Below are 17111 nucleotides of genomic sequence, written 5' to 3' on the forward strand. Positions count from 1 at the left end.
GTTCAGCTCGGCCAGTTCCAGTCACGACACCGCAGCCGACGGCCTGGCCGCCGGATGTGCAGGTGCGCCACGAAGGGTTGACGCAATGACGACGAATGCCGCCTCCGGATCGAGCCGGAGAAGCTTTCTCGCCTCCACCGCGGTCGCCGCCGCAGCGGTGGCCGGGGGAATGCCCCTGCTCGCCGCCTGTGGCGGTTCGGACAGCAAGTCCCGAGAGGGCGCCACGTCGGGCAAGGACGTCGACAAGCTGCTCCCGGCATACGTCGCCAGCAACGTCGCCAAGCCGGACATCCCGTCGAAGAACGGCTCGTCGGCCGGCTACACCGGCAAGGTCGACCTCGCGGCCCTGGCCACCTCGGTCCCGGACGAGCTCGCCACCGGCGTCCCCTTCAAGATCATGTCCCCGTTCTGGGGCACCCCGCCGAAGGCCGGGTGCGCGTACTACCAGGCGGTCGACGCGGCGGCGGGCACCAAGGTCACCTGGCAGAACCAGGACGGCAACACCTACGGCCAGAAGCTCGGCGCCGTCCTCGCCTCCAGCTCCGTACCCGACATGGTGGTCGTGCCCAGCTGGGAACTGGTCGGCAAGATCGCGAACGCGGTCACCGCGAAGTTCATGGACCTCGGCCCCTACCTGGCGGGGGACAGGGTCAAGAAGTACCCGAACCTGGCCGCGATTCCCTCCGACGCCTGGCGCATGGGCGTCTTCGGCGGCGCGCTGCGCGGCATTCCGATGTCCGCCGCCCCCGCCAGCTTCATCGTGCCCTACTACCGCAAGGACATCTTCGACCAGAAGGGCTACACCGTACCCAAGTCGCCCGAAGAGTTCCTCGGTTGGGCCAAGGACGCCACCAGCGCCAAGGCCAAGGTGTGGGCCTGCGGTGACATGAGCTGGGTCTCGGCCGGCATCTTCGGCGTCAGGCCCTCCGGGACGAACGGCTGGAACATCGGGGACGGCGGCAAGCTGACCTACCGCATCGAGGAGCCCGCATACCTGGAAGCCCTGGAGTGGTCCCGCAAACTCTTCGACGCCGGTGTGGTCCATCCCGACGACAAGGCGCGCTCGGGTGACGCGAGCCAGCGGTTCACCGCCGGGCAGATCCTGGTCTTCAACGGCGACATGTCCGCCTGGTACGTCAAGGCCGCCGAACAGGCGCAGGCCAACCCGGACTTCGAGATCGACGGCATGGACATCTTCGGCGCCGACGGCGGCGACCCGACGCTGTACGCGTCCCAGCCCGCCACCATCTGGTCGCTGATCCGCAAGGGCGCCTCGAAGGCGACGATCGAGAACGCGCTGGCCGCCGCCAACTTCGCGGCAGCGCCCTACGGCACCAAGGAGCGGATGCTCGTCGACTACGGCACCGAGGGAACCCACTACACGGTCGAGGGCGGCGTCCCGGTCAAGACCGACCAGGGCAACTCCGAAGTGATCAACGCCTGGGTGATGCTGGCGACCCCGGCTCCCTACTTCGCCCACCCCGACCACCCCGCCGTCGCCCGTAAGCAGGTGGAGTGGCAGCAGCGTATGGGTGCCTTCATGAAGAAGACGTCGACGTACGGCATGAACATCGTCGAGCCGTCCCGCTACACCAGCCTCAACAGCCAGTTCGAGCAGCTGGAGATCGACTACGTACGGGGCAACCGGAAGCTGTCCGACGTGCAGGCCGCCATCTCCGCCTGGAAGTCCTCCGGCGGCGACAAGCTGCGCGACTGGTACAAGGAACTCCTCGACAAGAACGGCAGCGGCAACTGATGTCCATCACGGCCGGGAGCAGGCCGGACGGGACGCGCCCCGCCACGGCCGTCGAGGAGCCGAAGGCCGCGGCCGTCACGGAGGGGGCGAAGGCGCGGGCGCCGCGCAGGCCGGGGAATGTTCCCTGGCGAATCCGACTGCGCCGCGACCGCACGCTCATCCTGATGGTCCTGCCCGTCATCGTCCTGCTCCTGGTCTTCAACTACGTTCCGTTGCTCGGCAACGTCATCGCTTTCCAGGACTACGACCCGTATGTCTCCAGCGACGGCATCGCGGCGATCTTCCACAGCTCGTGGGTGGGCGTGGAGCAGTTCTCACGGATGTTCGACGACCCGTTGTTCTGGAGCGCCACGAAGAACACGATCGTCCTGTTCGCGCTCCAACTGGTGCTGTTCTTCCCGGTCCCCATCGCCCTCGCGCTGGTCATCAACAGCGTGATCCGGCCCCGGGTGCGGGCCGTGGCGCAGGCGATCATGTATCTGCCTCACTTCTTCTCCTGGGTTCTCGTGGTCACCGTCTTCCAGCAGGTACTCGGTGGCGCGGGCATCATCGCCCAGACCCTCACGGACCACGGGTGGACCGGGTTCGACCTGATGACCGACGCGGACGCCTTCAAGTTCCTGGTCACCGCGCAGGCCGTATGGAAGGACGCGGGCTGGGGGATCATCGTCTTCCTCGCGGCCCTGTCCGCTGTCAGCACCGACCTGTACGAGGCCGCCGCCATGGACGGCGCGGGCCGCTGGCGGCGCATGTGGCATGTGACGCTGCCCGCGCTGCGCCCGGTGATCGCCCTGCTGCTGGTACTCAGGGTGGGCGACGCGCTGAGCGTCGGATTCGAGCAGTACCTGCTCCAGCGGGACGCGGTCGGCGCGGGGGCCAGCGAGGTCCTCGACACGTACGTGTGGAACATGGGTATCCAGAACGGCGACTTCAGCTACGCGGCCGCGGTCGGCCTGGCCAAGGGAGTCATCGGAGTCTGCCTCGTCCTGGGCGCGAACAAGTTCGCTCATGTGCTGGGCGAGCAGGGGGTGTACAAGAAGTGAGCCTCAACACGCAGCTCATCCGCAGCCTCAAGGCGCCCGCCCGCCCCGGGTGGGAGGAGCCGCCGAGCAAGGCGGGAATCACCGCCAAGAGCGGGTTCCTGCTGCTCTGCTGCCTGGGGGTGCTCGGTCCGCTGTGGATCGTGATCGTCACCAGCCTCTCTCCCAAATCCGTGATCGACCGGGTCGGCGGCCTCGTCGTGATCCCGCAGGGCATCACCTTCGTCAACTACACCGAACTGCTCAGCGGTGGCCAGGTCAGCCGGGCGATCATGGTCTCGGTCGGTGTCACGCTCTTCGGCACGCTGTTCTCGATGGCGGTGTCAGTACTGGCGGCCTACGGCCTGTCGCGGCCGGGGAGTCTGGGCCATCGGTTCTTCCTGATGGCCATCATGGCGACCATGTTCTTCGGGGCCGGGCTTATCCCGACGTATCTTCTGGTGCAGTCCCTCGGCCTTACCGACACCTATCTGTCGCTGGTCCTGCCGAGCGCGGTCAGTGTCTTCAACATCCTGGTCCTGCGGGCCTTCTTCATGGGGATATCCCCCGAACTCACCGAGTCGGCCCGCATCGACGGGGCCGGTGACCTGCGCATCCTGCTGACCATCGTCATGCCGCTGTCGCGCGCGGTGCTGGCCGTCATCTCGCTGTTCTACGCGGTCGGTTACTGGAGTGCCTGGTTCAACGCCTCCATCTACCTGACCGACCAGGAGATGATGCCGCTGCAGAACGTGCTGATCCAACTGGTCCAGAAGAACAGCGAGGCGCCGACCGGCCTCCAGCACGCGGTCCGCACCGGGGAACTCTCCTCGCTGGGGCTGCAGATGGCCGTCATGGTCCTCGCGCTGATCCCCGTCACGGTCGCCTCGCCCTTCGTCCAGCGGCACTTCAAGAAGGGCATGCTCACCGGCGCCGTCAAGGGCTGATGCTCCCGCTCCACCACCGACTCGCCCTCTCGCCCCCACGTCCGGGAGGAGATGAGCATGGGTACGTGGCACCGCCGACGAGGGCCACCGGGCGCACCGTCCGAGCAGGCCCGTTCTCCACAGCCGGGGAAGAGATCCCCGGAAACCCACAGAAAAGGGATGATGGTGAAGCGACGAAGGCATGCGCTCAGGACCGCCCTCACAGCGGTCTTCCTCAGTCTGGCGGTCATGTCGACGACCGGCGCCGCCGGCGCCACGGCGGCCGAACACGGCGTTGAGCAGAAGAACGACCACAGGAAGGACAGGGGCAAGGAGAGGGACAACGGCAAGGGCAACGGCAAGGGCAACGGCAAGGGCAAGGGCAAGGGCAAGGGCAGGGACAACGGCAAGGGCAAGCGGTGGCCGGCCCTCACCCCCACGGCGATGGAGACGGTCGCGGCCATGGAGCCGGGCTGGAACGTGGGCAACACCCTGGACGCCGTCGGCGACGAGACGTCCTGGGGCAACCCACTGATCACGCGTGAGCTGTTCAGCGCCGTCCGCGCGCAGGGATACAAGAGCATCCGGCTCCCCGTGACCTGGTCCAACCGCCAGGGCGGGGCTCCCGACCACACCGTCGACCCCGCCTTCATGGACCGGGTCGAGCAGGTCGTGGACTGGGCGTTGGAGGAGGACCTGTACGTCCTGCTCAACGTCCACCACGACTCATGGCAGTGGATCAACGAGATGCCGGCCCGGCACGACACCGTGCTGGACCGCTACAGCGCCCTGTGGACCCAGATCGCCGAGCGGTTCCGTCACACGCCGTCGAAACTGCTGCTGGAGAGCGTCAACGAGCCGCAGTTCGCGAACAGCGACGGCGTCGAGCACGAGTACGCCCTGCTGAACGAGCTCAACGTCGTCTTCCACGAGATCATCCGTGGCTCCGGCGGTGCCAACGCCTCCCGTGTGCTGGTCCTGCCCACCCTGCACACCGGCTCCGACCAGGCCCGGCTGGACCCGCTGCTCGACACCTTCGACGAGCTGGCGGATCCCTACCTGGCGGCCACCGTGCACGACTACGGCTACTGGCCGTTCAGTGTGAACGTCGCCGGTGTCACCCGCTTCGACGAGCAGTCACGGCAGAGCCTGACCGACACCTTCGACCGTGTCCACGACACCTTCGTGGCGGCGGGCATTCCGGTGATCATCGGCGAGTACGGACTGCTCGGCTTCGACAGCGGCAGCACCGGCACCGTCCAGCAGGGCGAGAAGCTGAAGTTCTTCGAGATGTTCGGCTCCTACGCTCGGCAGAAGCAGCTCACCACGATGCTGTGGGACAACGGTCAGCACTTCGACCGCGCCACCCACGAGTGGCGTGACCAGAGCCTGTTCCGGCAGATGCGGTCCGCCTGGACCGTGGACTCGGCCACCGGATCCACCGACGAGATCTTCGTCCGTACGGGCCAGGAACCGGCGGACGCCACGATCACGCTGGATCTGGCCGGCAACAGCCTGGACGCCGTCCAGCACGGCTCGCGGACGCTCGTGCCCGGCGTGGACTACCGCCTCGACGGCGACCGGCTCACCTTCGCCGCCGCCACCCTGGCCCACCTCACCGAGAGCCAGGGGCACGGCGTCAACGCCACGGTGACCCTGGAGTTCTCCGCCGGAGCGCCGTGGGACGTCGATGTCATCGGCCACGACACCCCCACCCAGCGGAACGCCACCGGCACCACCGGCGCGCTGACCGTCCCGACCTCCTTCAACGGTGACCTCCTGGCCACCATGGAGGCGGTCTACTCCGACGGCACCAACGCGGGTCCGCACGACTGGACCTCCTACAAGGAGTTCGGGCGCGCCTTCGCCCCGGACTACGACACCGGCACCATCACCATCACCGACCAGTTCTTCTCCGGGATGACCGACCACTCCACCGTGCACCTCACCTTCCACTTCTGGAGCGGTGAGACCCTGGCCTACACCCTCACCAGGTCCGGCACCACCGTCACCGGCACCGTCGGCTGACCGACCCCCCGCGCGGAGCGGCCGGCCGTAGCCGGGCCCGGGTGCGGCAACGCACCGCCCGCACGACGGCCGGCCGTCCGCCGCACATCAACAGCGCCCGCCGCGCCCCGCACGAGCCGCGCCCCGCACGAGCCGCGCCCCACACCCGCCGCGCCCCACACCCACAGCGCCCGCCACGCCCACCGCGCCTGCCGGGAAAACACAGCCCTCGCACCGGGAGAATCACATGTCCCACCCCACCCGCTCGGTCACCTCCACGGCCGGACCGGCCCGGCTCGGATCCCGTGGCCCCGACGCTCCGGTCCGCCCCGCCGCCAACGGGCGCGGCGCGCAGTACGGGGAGGCCGTCTGATGCCCGCCCTGAGCGACGCGACCCGCGGCCGGCTGCTCTTCGGCGGCGACTACAACCCCGAGCAGTGGCCCGAGGAGACCTGGCACGAGGACATCCGGCTGATGAAGGCCGCCGGGGTCAACTCGGTCACCCTCGGCGTCTTCTCCTGGTCGACGCTCGAACCGGAGCCGGGCGCCCGGGAGTTCGGCTGGCTGGACACACTGATGGACCTGATGCACGAGAACGGCATCGGCGTCGTCCTCGCCACCCCCACCTCCGCGCCCCCGCCCTGGATGGGCCGGCTGCACCCCGACACCCTGCCCGTCACCGAGGACGGCCGCACCGAGTGGTGGGGCGGCCGGCAGCACTTCTCGCACTCCAGCGCCACCTACCGGCGCTACGCCGCCGCCATCACCGAGGACCTCGCCGCCCGCTACGGCGGCCACCCGGCGCTCACCATGTGGCACATCAACAACGAGTACTGCACCTTCGACCACGGTGACGAGGCCGCGGCCGCCTTCCGCCGCTGGCTGCGCGAGAGGTACGGCACCCTCGACGCCCTCAACGAGGCCTGGGGCACCGCCTTCTGGAGCCAGGGCTACGACGCCTGGGACGGCATCCTCCCGCCCCGCCTGCCCCACTACCTGCGCAACCCCACCCAGGTGCTGGACTTCCGCCGCTTCACCTCCGACATGCTCCTGGAGTGCTACGCCGCCGAGCGGGACATCGTCCGCCGGCACACCCCCCACCTGCCGGTCACCACCAACTTCATGCCGCTGTGGATCGGCCAGGACGCCTGGCGCTGGGCCGAGGAGGAGGACGTCGTCTCCGTCGACATCTACCCCGATCCGCGCGACCCGCTGGGCGGCCAGAGCGGCGCCCTCGTCCAAGACATGACCCGTTCCCAGGCGCGCGGGCCTTGGATGCTCATGGAGCAGGCCGCCGGAGCCGTCCACGCGGGGGGCGTCAACCATCCCAAGCCCCGGGGGCTCAACCGGCTCTGGTCCCTCCAGTCCGTGGCCCGGGGCGCCGACGCCGTCTGCTACTTCCAGTGGCGGCAGTCCCGGCAGGGCGCGGAGAAGTTCCACTCCGGCATGGTCAGCCATGCCGGGGAGGAGGGCCGGATCCATCAGGAGGTCAAGCAGATCGGCGCGGAGCTGAAGCGCATCGCCGCCGAGGTCACCGGCCGGAACATCACCGCCGACATCGCGGTCCTGCACGACTGGCACGCCTGGTGGGCCGGCGCCCAGGACGGCCGCCTGTCCACCCAGGTGGAGTACCCGGACGTCCTGCGCGCCTGGCACCGAGCCCTCTGGCAGGCCCATCTCACCACCGACTTCGCCCACCCCGAGCACGACCTGACGCCGTACTCCGTGGTCGTCGTGCCGCAGCTGTACGCGCTCACCGACGCGGCGATCGACAACCTCCTCAGCTACGTCCGGCAGGGCGGCACCCTCGTCTGCGGATTCCAGACCGGCGTCGCCGACGAGGACGACCGGGTCCGCCCCGGCGGCATGGACGCCCGGCTGCGCGACCTGTTCGGCATCCGCACCCTGCACGAGTGGTGGCCCCTGGACGCGGGGGAGAGCGTCACCTGCGAGGGCTTCAGGGGCTCCCTGTGGTCCGAGGAGCTGGCGGCCGACGGCACCGCCGAGGAGACCGTGCCGTACAAGGGCGGTGAGCTCGACGGACTGCCCGCCGTCCTGCGCAAGGGCCGGGCCTGGTACGTCTCCACGCTCCCGGAGCCGGAGGCGCTGCGCGACCTGCTGGCCCGGATCGCGGCCGGCGCGGGCGTCCGGCCGGTGCTCGACGGCCTCCCCGAGCAGGTCGAGGCCGTCCGCCGGGGCGAGGCGCTCTTCGTGCTCAACCACGGCCGCGAGCCGGTGACCGTCGAGGTGCCCGGTACCCACCACGACCTGCTGACGGGGGCGGCCGTCACCGACCGGATCACCCTCGGCCGCCACGGCGTGGCGGTGCTCCGGCCATGACCGCGATCGACGGGCCCGTCCACGGCACCTGGGAGCCGCACCCGGCCGCCCGCTGGGAGGACGGCTTCCTGAGCGGCAACGGCCATCACGGCGCCCTGGTGTTCGGTGATCCGAACGCGGAGCGGGTCGTCGTCACCCATCACACCCTGGTACGGCCGGGCGGGAACGACGCGCACCGACAGCCGCCCCGGCTGGCCGCCGGACTCCCCGCGCTCCAGGACCGCCTCCTGGCAGGCGATCGCACCGCCGGGGAGGGCTTCACCGACGGACGTCCGCACCAGTGGGCGCGGCCCTTCCACCCCGCCTTCCGGATCAGCCTGGTCCGGCCGGCGGGCGACAGCGACGACTACCGCCGCGACGTCGACTTCACGACGGGTGTCGTACGGGCGTCCTGCGCCGGCCGGACCAGCCGGGTCTTCGTCTCCCGCACCGACGACGTGATCGTCCAGCAGGTGACGGGGCCCGGCCTCACCCTGGACATCTCCCTCGATCACCGGCTCCCCGGCGTCCCCACAGCTCTGGCCGTCGGACACGGCGCCGTCGTCGCTCCCGAGGGCGCCCTGCTGAGCCTGCGTGCCCCCTACCCGGAGGGCGACCGTGCCTTCACCGGCGTCACGCTCGTCGTCGTCACCGGCGGCACGACGTCCCTCGCCCCGTCCCGCGCGCACATCGAGGACGCCCGGTCGGTGCTGCTCCTCACCCGCGTCCGGCGGCACACCGGCGAACTGGACGTGACCGCGGCGGGCCGTGCCCTGCGCGACCTGCCCATGGACTACGACGAACTGCTCGACCGCCACGCCGCCCTCCACCGTCCCGCCTACGAGCGTGTCACCCTCGACCTCGCCGCCGACCCGGCCGAACGGGCCCTGCCGGGCTCGGAGCTGCTGAAACGCCCGCGCGAACCCGCCCTGCTGGAGCGGCTGTTCGCGGCCGGCCGCTACCACCTGCTGTCCTCCGCCGGGCTCAGCCCGCCCCGCCTGACCGGCCTGTGGACCGGCGACTGGAACACGGCCTGGTCGGGGGCGTTCACCAACGACGCCAACCTCAACCTCCAGACCGCCTCCGCCGCGGCCGCCGACCTGCCCGAGGTCACCGAGGCCCACGCCGCGCTGATCCAGCGCCAGTTGCCCGACTGGCGGGACAACGCCCGCGTGATCTTCGGCGCCCGGGGTGTGGTCGCCCCCGCCCACACCGACGGCGAGTCCGGTCACTCGTACCACTTCAGCCGCGAGTACCCCCTGCACCTGTGGACCGCGGGTGCCGACTGGCTGCTGGGGCCCCTCGTCCACCACGACGAGACCCACGGCATCCGCGACCCGCGTACCGCCGCCGCCCTCGCCGAAGTCGCCCTGTTCTACGAGGACTTCCTCACCCGCACCGACGAGCGCGGCCGTCCCGTCGTCGTCCCCTCCTACTCACCCGAGAACCGCCCCGCAGACGCGAGCTGGGTGACGGTCAACGCCGCCATGGACCTCTCGGCGGCCCGCCACGCCCTGCACACCGCGGCCGGCTACCACCCGGACACCCCGGACGCCGACCGCTGGCGCGACCTCGCCGACCGGCTCCCGCCGCACCGGATCAACGAGGACGGGGCCCTGGCCGAATGGGCCTGGCCGGGCCTGGCGGACTCCTACGACCATCGCCACCTCAGCCACCTCTACGGCGTCTGGCCGCTGGAGGAGATCACCCCGTACGACACCCCGGAGCTGGCGGCCGCCGCCCACCGCGCCCTCGAACTGCGCGGCACCGAGAACGACTCCGCGCACGGCCATCTGCACCACGCGCTCATCGCGGCCCGGCTCCGGGACGGCGAACGCGTCGCCCGGACTCTCGGCCAGGTCCTGGACGGCGACTTCTTCCACGCCTCCCTGATGAGCGCGCACTACCCCGACCGCGACGTCTACAACGCCGACGCCGCGCACACTCTGCCCGCCGTGCTGATCGAGATGCTTCTCCAGTCGACCCCCCACCGACTGGTCCTCCTGCCCGCGCTGCCGCCGTCCCTCCCGGCGGGCCGGCTCGCGGGCCTGCGCACGCGGTTCGGCGCCGAGGTCGAACTGACCTGGGCGCCCGGCCGGGCGAGGGCGGTCCTGAAGCCGACCCGCACGGTCCGGATCGATGTCAGGACTTCTTCCGGCGACGCGCAGCCGATCGGACTCGTCGCCGGAGAGGACCACGTCCTCAGCCTTGGGGCGTGGTAGTACCCCCGCAATTTCCCCCCCCACCCATGGAAGGGACACCATGGTCACGAGCACGATACGCAAGATCACCATGACGGTGCTGGCGCCGGTGATGGCACTCGGTGCCACCGTCGGCCTCGCCGCCGCCCCCGCTTCGGCGGCGGTCTGGAACACCTGCGACCGATGGGGCACCACCAGCCTGGACGGCTACCGGCTCTACAACAACATCTGGGGCTCGGGCTTCGGCAGCCAGTGCACCTGGGCCAACTCCGGCACCAGCTGGGGCGTCTGGGCCGACCACCCGGGCACCGGCGGCATCAAGTCGTACCCCAACTCGACGAAGACGATCAACAAGACGATCGACTCGATCGGCCGGCTCACCAGCGACTACAACGTCAGCGTCCCGTCGTCCGGCGCGTACAACACGTCGTACGACATCTGGGACACCGACCACGACTACGAGATCATGCTCTGGGTCAACGACCACGGAGCCGTCGGTCCGATCGGCACCTGGCAGGACAACGTCTCGCTCGGTGGCCACAACTGGAACGTCTACAAGGGCACCAACGGGTCGAACCAGGTGTTCTCGTTCCTGCGGACGTCCGACTCCCGCTCCGGCACCGTGGACATCAAGCCGATCCTCACCTGGATCGCCCACACCAAGGGCTGGATGCCCGGCAACGAGACCATCGGCGACGTCCAGTTCGGCTATGAGATCACCTCGTCGCCCGGCGGACTCGACTTCATCACCAACAGGCTGACCGTCAACGGCGGCTGACCCCGTATCAGGGCCGGGGTCCTTCCGCGTCGCTCCTCGGCGCGGTCGGACCCCGGCCCGCGACGCTCAGGCCGGCCGCCGTCCGTACCGAAGGGGCGGCCGGGGTCAGGAGGCGGCAAAGGGCGCCGGCCCGGTGCTCGCCCGCACCGCCAGCTCGGGTGCGATGAGCACGACGTCGTCGGCGCCCCGGCCGTCGAGCTTGGCGACCAGGCGCTCCACCGCGTGCCGGCCCATCTCCTGCGCGGGGATGGAGACCGACGTCAGCCGCACCGAGGCCTGGACGGCCACCTGGTCCGGGCAGATCGCGACCACCGACACGTCCTCGGGCACGGCGCGGCCCTGCTGGCGCAGCAGGGCGAGCAGCGGCTCGACCGCCTGTTCGTTCTGCACGACGAAGCCGGAGGTGCCCGGACGCTCGTCGAGGATGCGGGCGAGAGTGCCGCCCATCGCGTCGTAGCCGCCCTCGCACGGCCGGTGCAACACCCTGACACCCAACTCGCGTGCCCGGTGACGGAGCCCGTCGAGGGTGCGCTCGGCGAAGCCGGTGTGCCGTTCGTAGACCGCGGGAGCCCCGCCGATGACGGCGATGTCGCGGTGGCCGAGCTCTGCCAGATGCTCGACGCACAACGCCCCGGTCGCCTTGAAGTCGAGGTCGACGCAGGTCAGCCCCGAGGTGTCGGCGGGCAGTCCGATCAGCACGGACGGCTGGTCGGTGCCGCGCAGCAACGGCAGCCGCTCGTCGTCGAGTTCGACGTCCATCAGGATCATCGCGTCCGCGAGGCCGCTGCCGGTGACGCGGCGGACGGCGTCGGGGCCCTCCTCGCCGGTCAGCAGCAGCACGTCGTACCCGTGCGTCCGGGCTGTCGTGGCGACCGCGACGGCGATCTCCATCATCACCGGCACATACATGTCGGTGCGCAGCGGAACCATCAGCGCGATGATGTTCGACCTGCTGCTGGCCAGGGCCCGCGCGCCCGCGTTCGGGTGGTATCCCAGCTCGCGGATGCTCTGCTCGACCCGCTGCCGGGTGGTCGTGGAGATGGACCGCTTGCCGCTGAGGACATAGCTCACCGTGCTCGCCGACACTCCGGCGTGCTGGGCGACCTTGGCGAGGGTTACCATCCAGCTCTCCAACCTTATGAAGCGCTTCGACGGACTTCGTACATCATCTGCACGGGAAGCGCATTGCTGATCCTGACGTCTGCCTGGGTGTGGGCTCATTGTACATCGAAGCGCTTCGATAAGCTCCTGCGGGGCCGGCCGGATACCAGGGCCCGGGTGAGGCGGCGCACGCGGACGCCGGTGCCCTGGCCGCCCGGGGCCGCGGGTGCATCGGCTGATGTGTGCCGTGCCGTTCTCCGGGTTCAGGGCCGGACCGCCGAGCCCGCCGGGGAGGACGGGCTCGGCGGGGCTTCTCGTCGCCCCGTGGCGGAACGTTCCCGCGTCCCTGCCGGCCGGGGGGAGGGGGACGGGTTCAGCTGTCGAGGGGCTCGTAGTCGAACCAGTCGAAGTGGACGGTGCCTGCCGCGGCGTACATGCCGATGACCCGGCCCGTGAAGCCGCCGGCGACCTCGGTCGACAGGTAGCGGCCGTCGAGGGTCGCGAGCGCGGTGAACGTGCCGTCGCTCCGCTCGACGCCGAGGGAGACGACGTCGGGTCCGGTGCAGGGTCCGTGCGGAGCCGGCGGATCCGTGACGGTGACGGCGAGGACCACCGGTCCGGCGGGCACGGCTTGTTCGGCCACGACCGTGCGCAGGGAGCCGACGCGCGCGATGACCCGCACCTCCGTGCCGGACACCTCGATCGCGTAGTGGTGCCGCTCGTCGAGCCGTACGGCGAGGCCGCCGCCTCCCTCGGCGGCATCGACCAGGGTGCGCGCCCGGCACGACAGATGCTGCCGGCGCCGGCCGGTGAACACCACGTCGGGCTCGTCCAGGGAGCCGCCCCGCGCGCGGAGCGTCAGCCAGCCGGGCCGCTCCTTGGTGGTGCAGTGCTCGGCCGGCCGGTCGCGCAGGGAGATCCAGGACGGTCGCAGTCCGGCGAGCTCGAAGTCGTCCCGCCGCTCCTCGACCGGGCCCGGGGAGAGCGGCCACGGGAGCTCGGGCAGGTCCAGGGCGACCTCGCCGACGACCGGCCAGCCGTCCACCCAGGTCACCGGGGCCAGGAAGGTCTCCCGGCCGAGTACGTGCCAGCCCGGCGTGCCGCCGCCCGGCCGGACGCCGAGCAGCACCATCCACCAGGAGCCGTCGGGGCCCTGGACCAGGTCGGCGTGCCCGGTGTTCTGGACGGGGTGGTCGGTGCCGCGATGGCTGAGGACCGGATTGGCCGGGCACGGCTCGAACGGGCCTGCGGGCGAGTGGCCGCGGGCGATCGAGACACCGTGGCCGCGCTCGGTGCCGCCCTCGGCGATGAGCAGGTACCAGTAGGCGCCGATCCGGTACAGGTGCGGCGCCTCCGGGGCCTTGGCGTCGGGCCCGCCGGCCCAGAGTGTGCGCGGTGTGCCGTACGTCCGCCCGGTGGACGGGTCGATACGGACCTGCCGGCCCCCGGCGACCGTGCACCAGCAGGTGCCGTCCTCGTCCCAGACCAGGTCGGGATCGATGCCGGGGAGATCCGGGGCCGGGATGGGGTCCGACCACGGTCCGGCCGGGTCGGTGGCCGTGACGATCAGGTTGCCGCCGCCCTCGCCGCAGTTGGTGACGATCAGCCAGAACCGGCCGTCGTGGTGGCGCAGCGTGGGGTCGTAGATCCCGCCGGAGGACCACGCGGCCGACAGAGGCAGCTGCTCCGGCCGGTCCAGGGCGTTGCCGATCTGCGTCCAGTGCACCAGGTCGCGGCTGTGGAAGAGGGGCACCCCGGGGAAGTACTCGAAGCTGGAGCAGGCCAGGTAGTAGTCGTCGCCGGCCCGGCAGATGCTGGGGTCGGGGTGGAGGCCGGTCAGCACGGGGTTGGTGGGTCGTCCGTCCGGCTGGGGCAGAGGGGGCACCCGATGGGTCCTCTCGTCGATTCCTGTATGCGGGCGCGGGGTGGTTCAGAGCCGTGAGCGCCTGGGGTGACGGATACTGGTCGGAGGTGACGATGTCGAGCTCGCGGGCGAAGGCCCACGGATTGAGCCGCAGGTAGTACGGCAGCATGAGGTTCGTCGTCACCGGGCGGTCGCTGTGCGCGCGGATCGCGTCGAGCTGTTCGCAGTACGCGGCGATGGCCTCGTCGCCCCAGAAGCGGTGGAAGTCCACTGTCTGCGCTGGGTTCTTGTGGTAGTTCGTCGCGCGGGGCGGCAGCACCTGTTCCCAGGCGGTGTAGCACTGGCTCCAGAAGGCCGTTCCCCAGGCCTCGTTGTGTACGTGCCGCAGCGCGAGGGCGGGTGGTCGCCGTACCGCTCGGCCGGCGCGGAGGCGATCCGGCGGGCCGCGGTGCGGTACGCGGGGGAGGCGAGGCAGTACGTGTCGCGGCTGCCGTGGACGTGGCGGGTGCCGTCCGCCCGGACCGGTAGCGCCTCGGGGTGGGCCAGCGTGAACCAGGGCGGCGGGGAAGCGGTCGGGGTGGCCAGGTCGACGGCCACGCCGTTCGTGTGCAGGCGGTCGATGTGGGCGTCGAGCCAGGTGAAGTCGTAGCGCCCTGCCTCCGGTTCGAGCAGGGCCCACGAGAAGACGCCCACCGTGGCCAGGTTGACCCAGGCCCGGCGCATGAGCTCGTCGTCCTCCTTCCAGGCCGGCTCGTCCCACTGCTCGGGGTTGCAGTCCCCGCCGAAGGCCAGGCCGCCCGGGCGGCCGGTGATGCTGCGAGTCGTCATGACGGTTCCTCGGTACGGGGAGTCGAGCCGCACGCTGACGCGACGTCGGGGAGGGCGCGCGTCAGGCTTGTTCGTCCTCGGTCCGGTCGCCCGGCAGGACGGTCGGCGAGCGAGCCGCTCCGGACACTCGGGGCCCCGGCCCCGTGCGACTGTCGAAGCGCTTCACTTCACTTCACGACGCAAGCTAATCGAGAAGATTCGCGGGAAACAAGAGTGGCTGCCGCACGAGATTTTATTGTTTCCTCTCCATTGACAAGCCATCAGCGCGGATGGCAGCGTCGAAGCGCTTCGAGCGTCCGGCCGCGGTCTGCGTGGTCGCTGTCATCGCTGTACGCCGGCTGCGCCAACTCGCCCTCCGGCGTCGTTGGTTGGTCTCGCGGGCCGCTCGGCCTCGCGCATGGGAAGGGGCACGCATGCGGATAATTGGCATGACTATGACACTCGGTGCGTGGTGGCGGGGGCACGGGAGGCGTGCGGCGGTGCTCGCCGTCGTGACCGCCTTGACGGCCGGGCTCCTGGCCGGACTCGGCGCCACCGGCACGGCGCAGGCGGCCACCGTGGATACGAACGCGTGGTACGTGCTGGTCAACCGTGGCAGCGGCAAGGCGCTCGACGTGTCGGGAGGCAGCACCGCCGACGGAGCGGCCCTGTCCCAGTGGTCCCGCCATGACGGGGCCAACCAGCGGTTCCGGTTCGTGGACTCGGGCGGCGGCTACTACCGGCTGGAGGCGCGGCACTCGGGCAAGGTCCTGGACGTCGCGGGCTTCTCCACCGCGGACCACGCGGACATCGTGCAGTGGAGCGACGCGGACAGCGCCAACCAGCAGTTCCGGCCGGCGGACTCCCCGGACGGTTACGTCCGGCTGATCAGCCGCCACAGCGGCAAGGCCGTCGAGATCCGGGACGCCTCCACCGCGGACGGCGCCAAGGCCGTGCAGTTCACCGACCGGGGCGGGGCCAACCAGCAGTGGCAACTGGTCCGCGCGTCGGGCGTGACCGCGCAGGTGCACACCGCGGGGCGGGTCAAGGAGGCCGGAGACACGGTGCGGTACAGCTGGCCCGGCGTGTACTTCGAAGGCCGCGTCAGAGGCACCGGCGTGGGCATCGTACTGAGCGACTCGGCCGCCGACTACGACGTCCAGGTCGACGGAACCACTGTCGCCACGCTCGTCACACCCGGCGACACCACGCACTGGGTCAACGGGCTCCAGGACCGTGAGCACACCGTCCGGCTCGTCAAGCGCAACGACAGCCCGGGGGACACCAGCACCTTCGGCGGCTTCCTGGCAGCGCCCGGCGGCGCCGTACTGAGCAAACCGGCAGCCCGCAGCCGTCAGATCGAGTTCATCGGCGACTCCCTCACGGTGGGCTACGGCAACCTCTCGGCCTCCCGCACCTGCACCTGGGACCAGGTCAAGCGGACCACCAACTCCGATGTGAGCTACGGCGCCCTCACCGCCCGGCAGCTGAACGCCGACTACCAGATCAACGGCTATTCGGGCCTCGGCATGGTGCGCAACGTCAGCGGAACCTCGCCGGATGTCACGTACCGGACCTTCTACGACCGGGCCCTGCTGAACGTCTCCGGCGACGTCTGGCAGAACCCGGGCACCTGGCGGCCCCAGCTCGTGGTGGTCAACCTCGGCACCAACGACTTCTCGGCCATCAACCCCGGGGAGCCGTGGACACCCGACAGCCTCGCGGCCGGCTACCGCAGCGCCTACGGCGACTTCCTCCAGAAGCTGCGTACGCGTTACGGGACCGGGACGACCATCGTGGCAGTCGGCGCCGGCCAGTACGCCGACCATGTCCAGCAGGTGGTCGAGGCACGCAACGACGCCGGCGACAGCGGGGTCCGCTACTGGTTCCTCGACGGCTCGGGCCTGGACTTCAGCGGCTGCGACTGGCACTACTCGGCCCATGACGACCGGCTCATCGCCGACCGGCTCACCCCGTTCATCGCCGGTCTGCCGTTGGGCTGGTGAGCGCACCGACCGGCGGGAAGCACGACAGGTCCTTACGGCGTGGGAAGGGGCTGCGAGCACCAGATCGCCTTGCCGTAGGCGGTGTGCCGGGTGCCCCATCCCTGGGTGAGCTGGGCGACGAGCAGCAGGCCCCGGCCGCCCTCGTCGAAGGCGCGGGCCCGGCGCAGGTGCGGAGCGGTGTTGCTCGCGTCGAAGACCTCGCCCGTAGGCGGTGTGCCGGGTGCCCCAGCCCTGGGTGAGCTGGGCGACGAGCAGCAGGCCCCGGCCGCCCTCGTCGAAGGCGCGGGCCCGGCGCAGGTGCGGAGCGGTGTTGCTCGCGTCGAAGAC

At 70.7% G+C, this 17111-nt stretch carries 12 protein-coding genes and 2 pseudogenes; 9 read left to right on the forward strand and 5 right to left on the reverse strand.

Going from position 1 to position 17111, the window contains the following annotated elements; translation table 11 throughout:
* Window positions 1–85 precede the first annotated feature (85 nt).
* The 8 genes from ACGF2Y_RS31190 to ACGF2Y_RS31225 all read left to right on the forward strand — a co-directional run bounded on the left by ACGF2Y_RS31190 (window position 86) and on the right by ACGF2Y_RS31225 (window position 11006).
* Window positions 86–1756, forward strand: coding sequence for an extracellular solute-binding protein (locus ACGF2Y_RS31190; protein ID WP_392954433.1), 1671 nt, complete (start codon window positions 86–88; stop codon window positions 1754–1756).
* Window positions 1756–2799, forward strand: coding sequence for an ABC transporter permease (locus ACGF2Y_RS31195; protein WP_392954435.1), 1044 nt, complete (start codon window positions 1756–1758; stop codon window positions 2797–2799). Before ACGF2Y_RS31190 ends, ACGF2Y_RS31195 begins: the two co-directional genes overlap by 1 nt.
* Complete coding sequence (locus ACGF2Y_RS31200) at window positions 2796–3722, forward strand: carbohydrate ABC transporter permease (protein WP_392954437.1); 927 nt, start codon at window positions 2796–2798, stop codon at window positions 3720–3722. The genes ACGF2Y_RS31195 and ACGF2Y_RS31200 overlap by 4 nt, the downstream gene beginning before the upstream one ends.
* Before the next feature lie 228 nt (window positions 3723–3950).
* Window positions 3951–5729 carry a cellulase family glycosylhydrolase gene (locus tag ACGF2Y_RS31205; protein ID WP_392954439.1) on the forward strand — a complete coding sequence of 593 codons (1779 nt, stop codon included), beginning with the start codon at window positions 3951–3953 and terminating at the stop codon, window positions 5727–5729.
* Window positions 5730–5955: 226 nt separating this feature from the next.
* Window positions 5956–6081 (forward strand): hypothetical protein, encoded by a 126-nt coding sequence (locus tag ACGF2Y_RS31210; protein ID WP_392954440.1) that lies wholly within the window; start codon window positions 5956–5958, stop codon window positions 6079–6081.
* Complete coding sequence (locus ACGF2Y_RS31215; protein WP_392954442.1) at window positions 6081–8048, forward strand: beta-galactosidase; 1968 nt, start codon at window positions 6081–6083, stop codon at window positions 8046–8048. The genes ACGF2Y_RS31210 and ACGF2Y_RS31215 overlap by 1 nt, the downstream gene beginning before the upstream one ends.
* On the forward strand, window positions 8045–10249 hold the full coding sequence (locus tag ACGF2Y_RS31220) for a glycoside hydrolase N-terminal domain-containing protein (RefSeq protein WP_392954444.1): 2205 nt from the start codon (window positions 8045–8047) through the stop codon (window positions 10247–10249). Before ACGF2Y_RS31215 ends, ACGF2Y_RS31220 begins: the two co-directional genes overlap by 4 nt.
* A 40-nt stretch (window positions 10250–10289) precedes the next feature.
* Window positions 10290–11006, forward strand: a complete 717-nt coding sequence (locus ACGF2Y_RS31225) for a hypothetical protein (RefSeq protein ID WP_392954445.1) — start codon at window positions 10290–10292, stop codon at window positions 11004–11006.
* Between the two features lie 105 nt (window positions 11007–11111).
* Here ACGF2Y_RS31225 and ACGF2Y_RS31230 read toward each other — a convergent pair whose 3' ends face one another.
* The 4 genes and pseudogenes from ACGF2Y_RS31230 to ACGF2Y_RS31245 all read right to left on the reverse strand — a co-directional run.
* Complete coding sequence (locus ACGF2Y_RS31230) at window positions 11112–12128, reverse strand: LacI family DNA-binding transcriptional regulator (RefSeq protein WP_392954447.1); 1017 nt, start codon at window positions 12126–12128, stop codon at window positions 11112–11114.
* Between the two features lie 352 nt (window positions 12129–12480).
* Entirely contained in the window at window positions 12481–13992 is a 1512-nt protein-coding gene (locus tag ACGF2Y_RS31235) for a glycoside hydrolase family 43 protein (RefSeq protein ID WP_392954449.1), read from the reverse strand.
* A gap of 118 nt (window positions 13993–14110) precedes the next feature.
* A pseudogene (locus ACGF2Y_RS31240) lies at window positions 14111–14290 on the reverse strand (beta-galactosidase); the annotation flags it as partial.
* 137 nt (window positions 14291–14427) lie between these two features.
* Window positions 14428–14799 (reverse strand): annotated as a pseudogene (locus ACGF2Y_RS31245) (beta-galactosidase); the annotation flags it as partial.
* 434 nt (window positions 14800–15233) lie between these two features.
* Here ACGF2Y_RS31245 and ACGF2Y_RS31250 point away from each other — a divergent pair.
* Window positions 15234–16784 carry an RICIN domain-containing protein gene (locus ACGF2Y_RS31250; protein WP_392954492.1) on the forward strand — a complete coding sequence of 517 codons (1551 nt, stop codon included), beginning with the start codon at window positions 15234–15236 and terminating at the stop codon, window positions 16782–16784.
* 32 nt (window positions 16785–16816) lie between these two features.
* On the opposite strand, the gene ACGF2Y_RS31255 is transcribed toward ACGF2Y_RS31250, so the two are convergent.
* A partial coding sequence (locus tag ACGF2Y_RS31255; protein WP_392954451.1) for an ATP-binding protein occupies window positions 16817–17111 on the reverse strand: 295 nt, incomplete at its 5' end.

Origin of the sequence: Streptomyces sp. NPDC048142 (assembly GCF_043202835.1) — a bacterium.
In the GTDB taxonomy this organism is placed as follows: Bacteria; Actinomycetota; Actinomycetes; order Streptomycetales; family Streptomycetaceae; genus Streptomyces.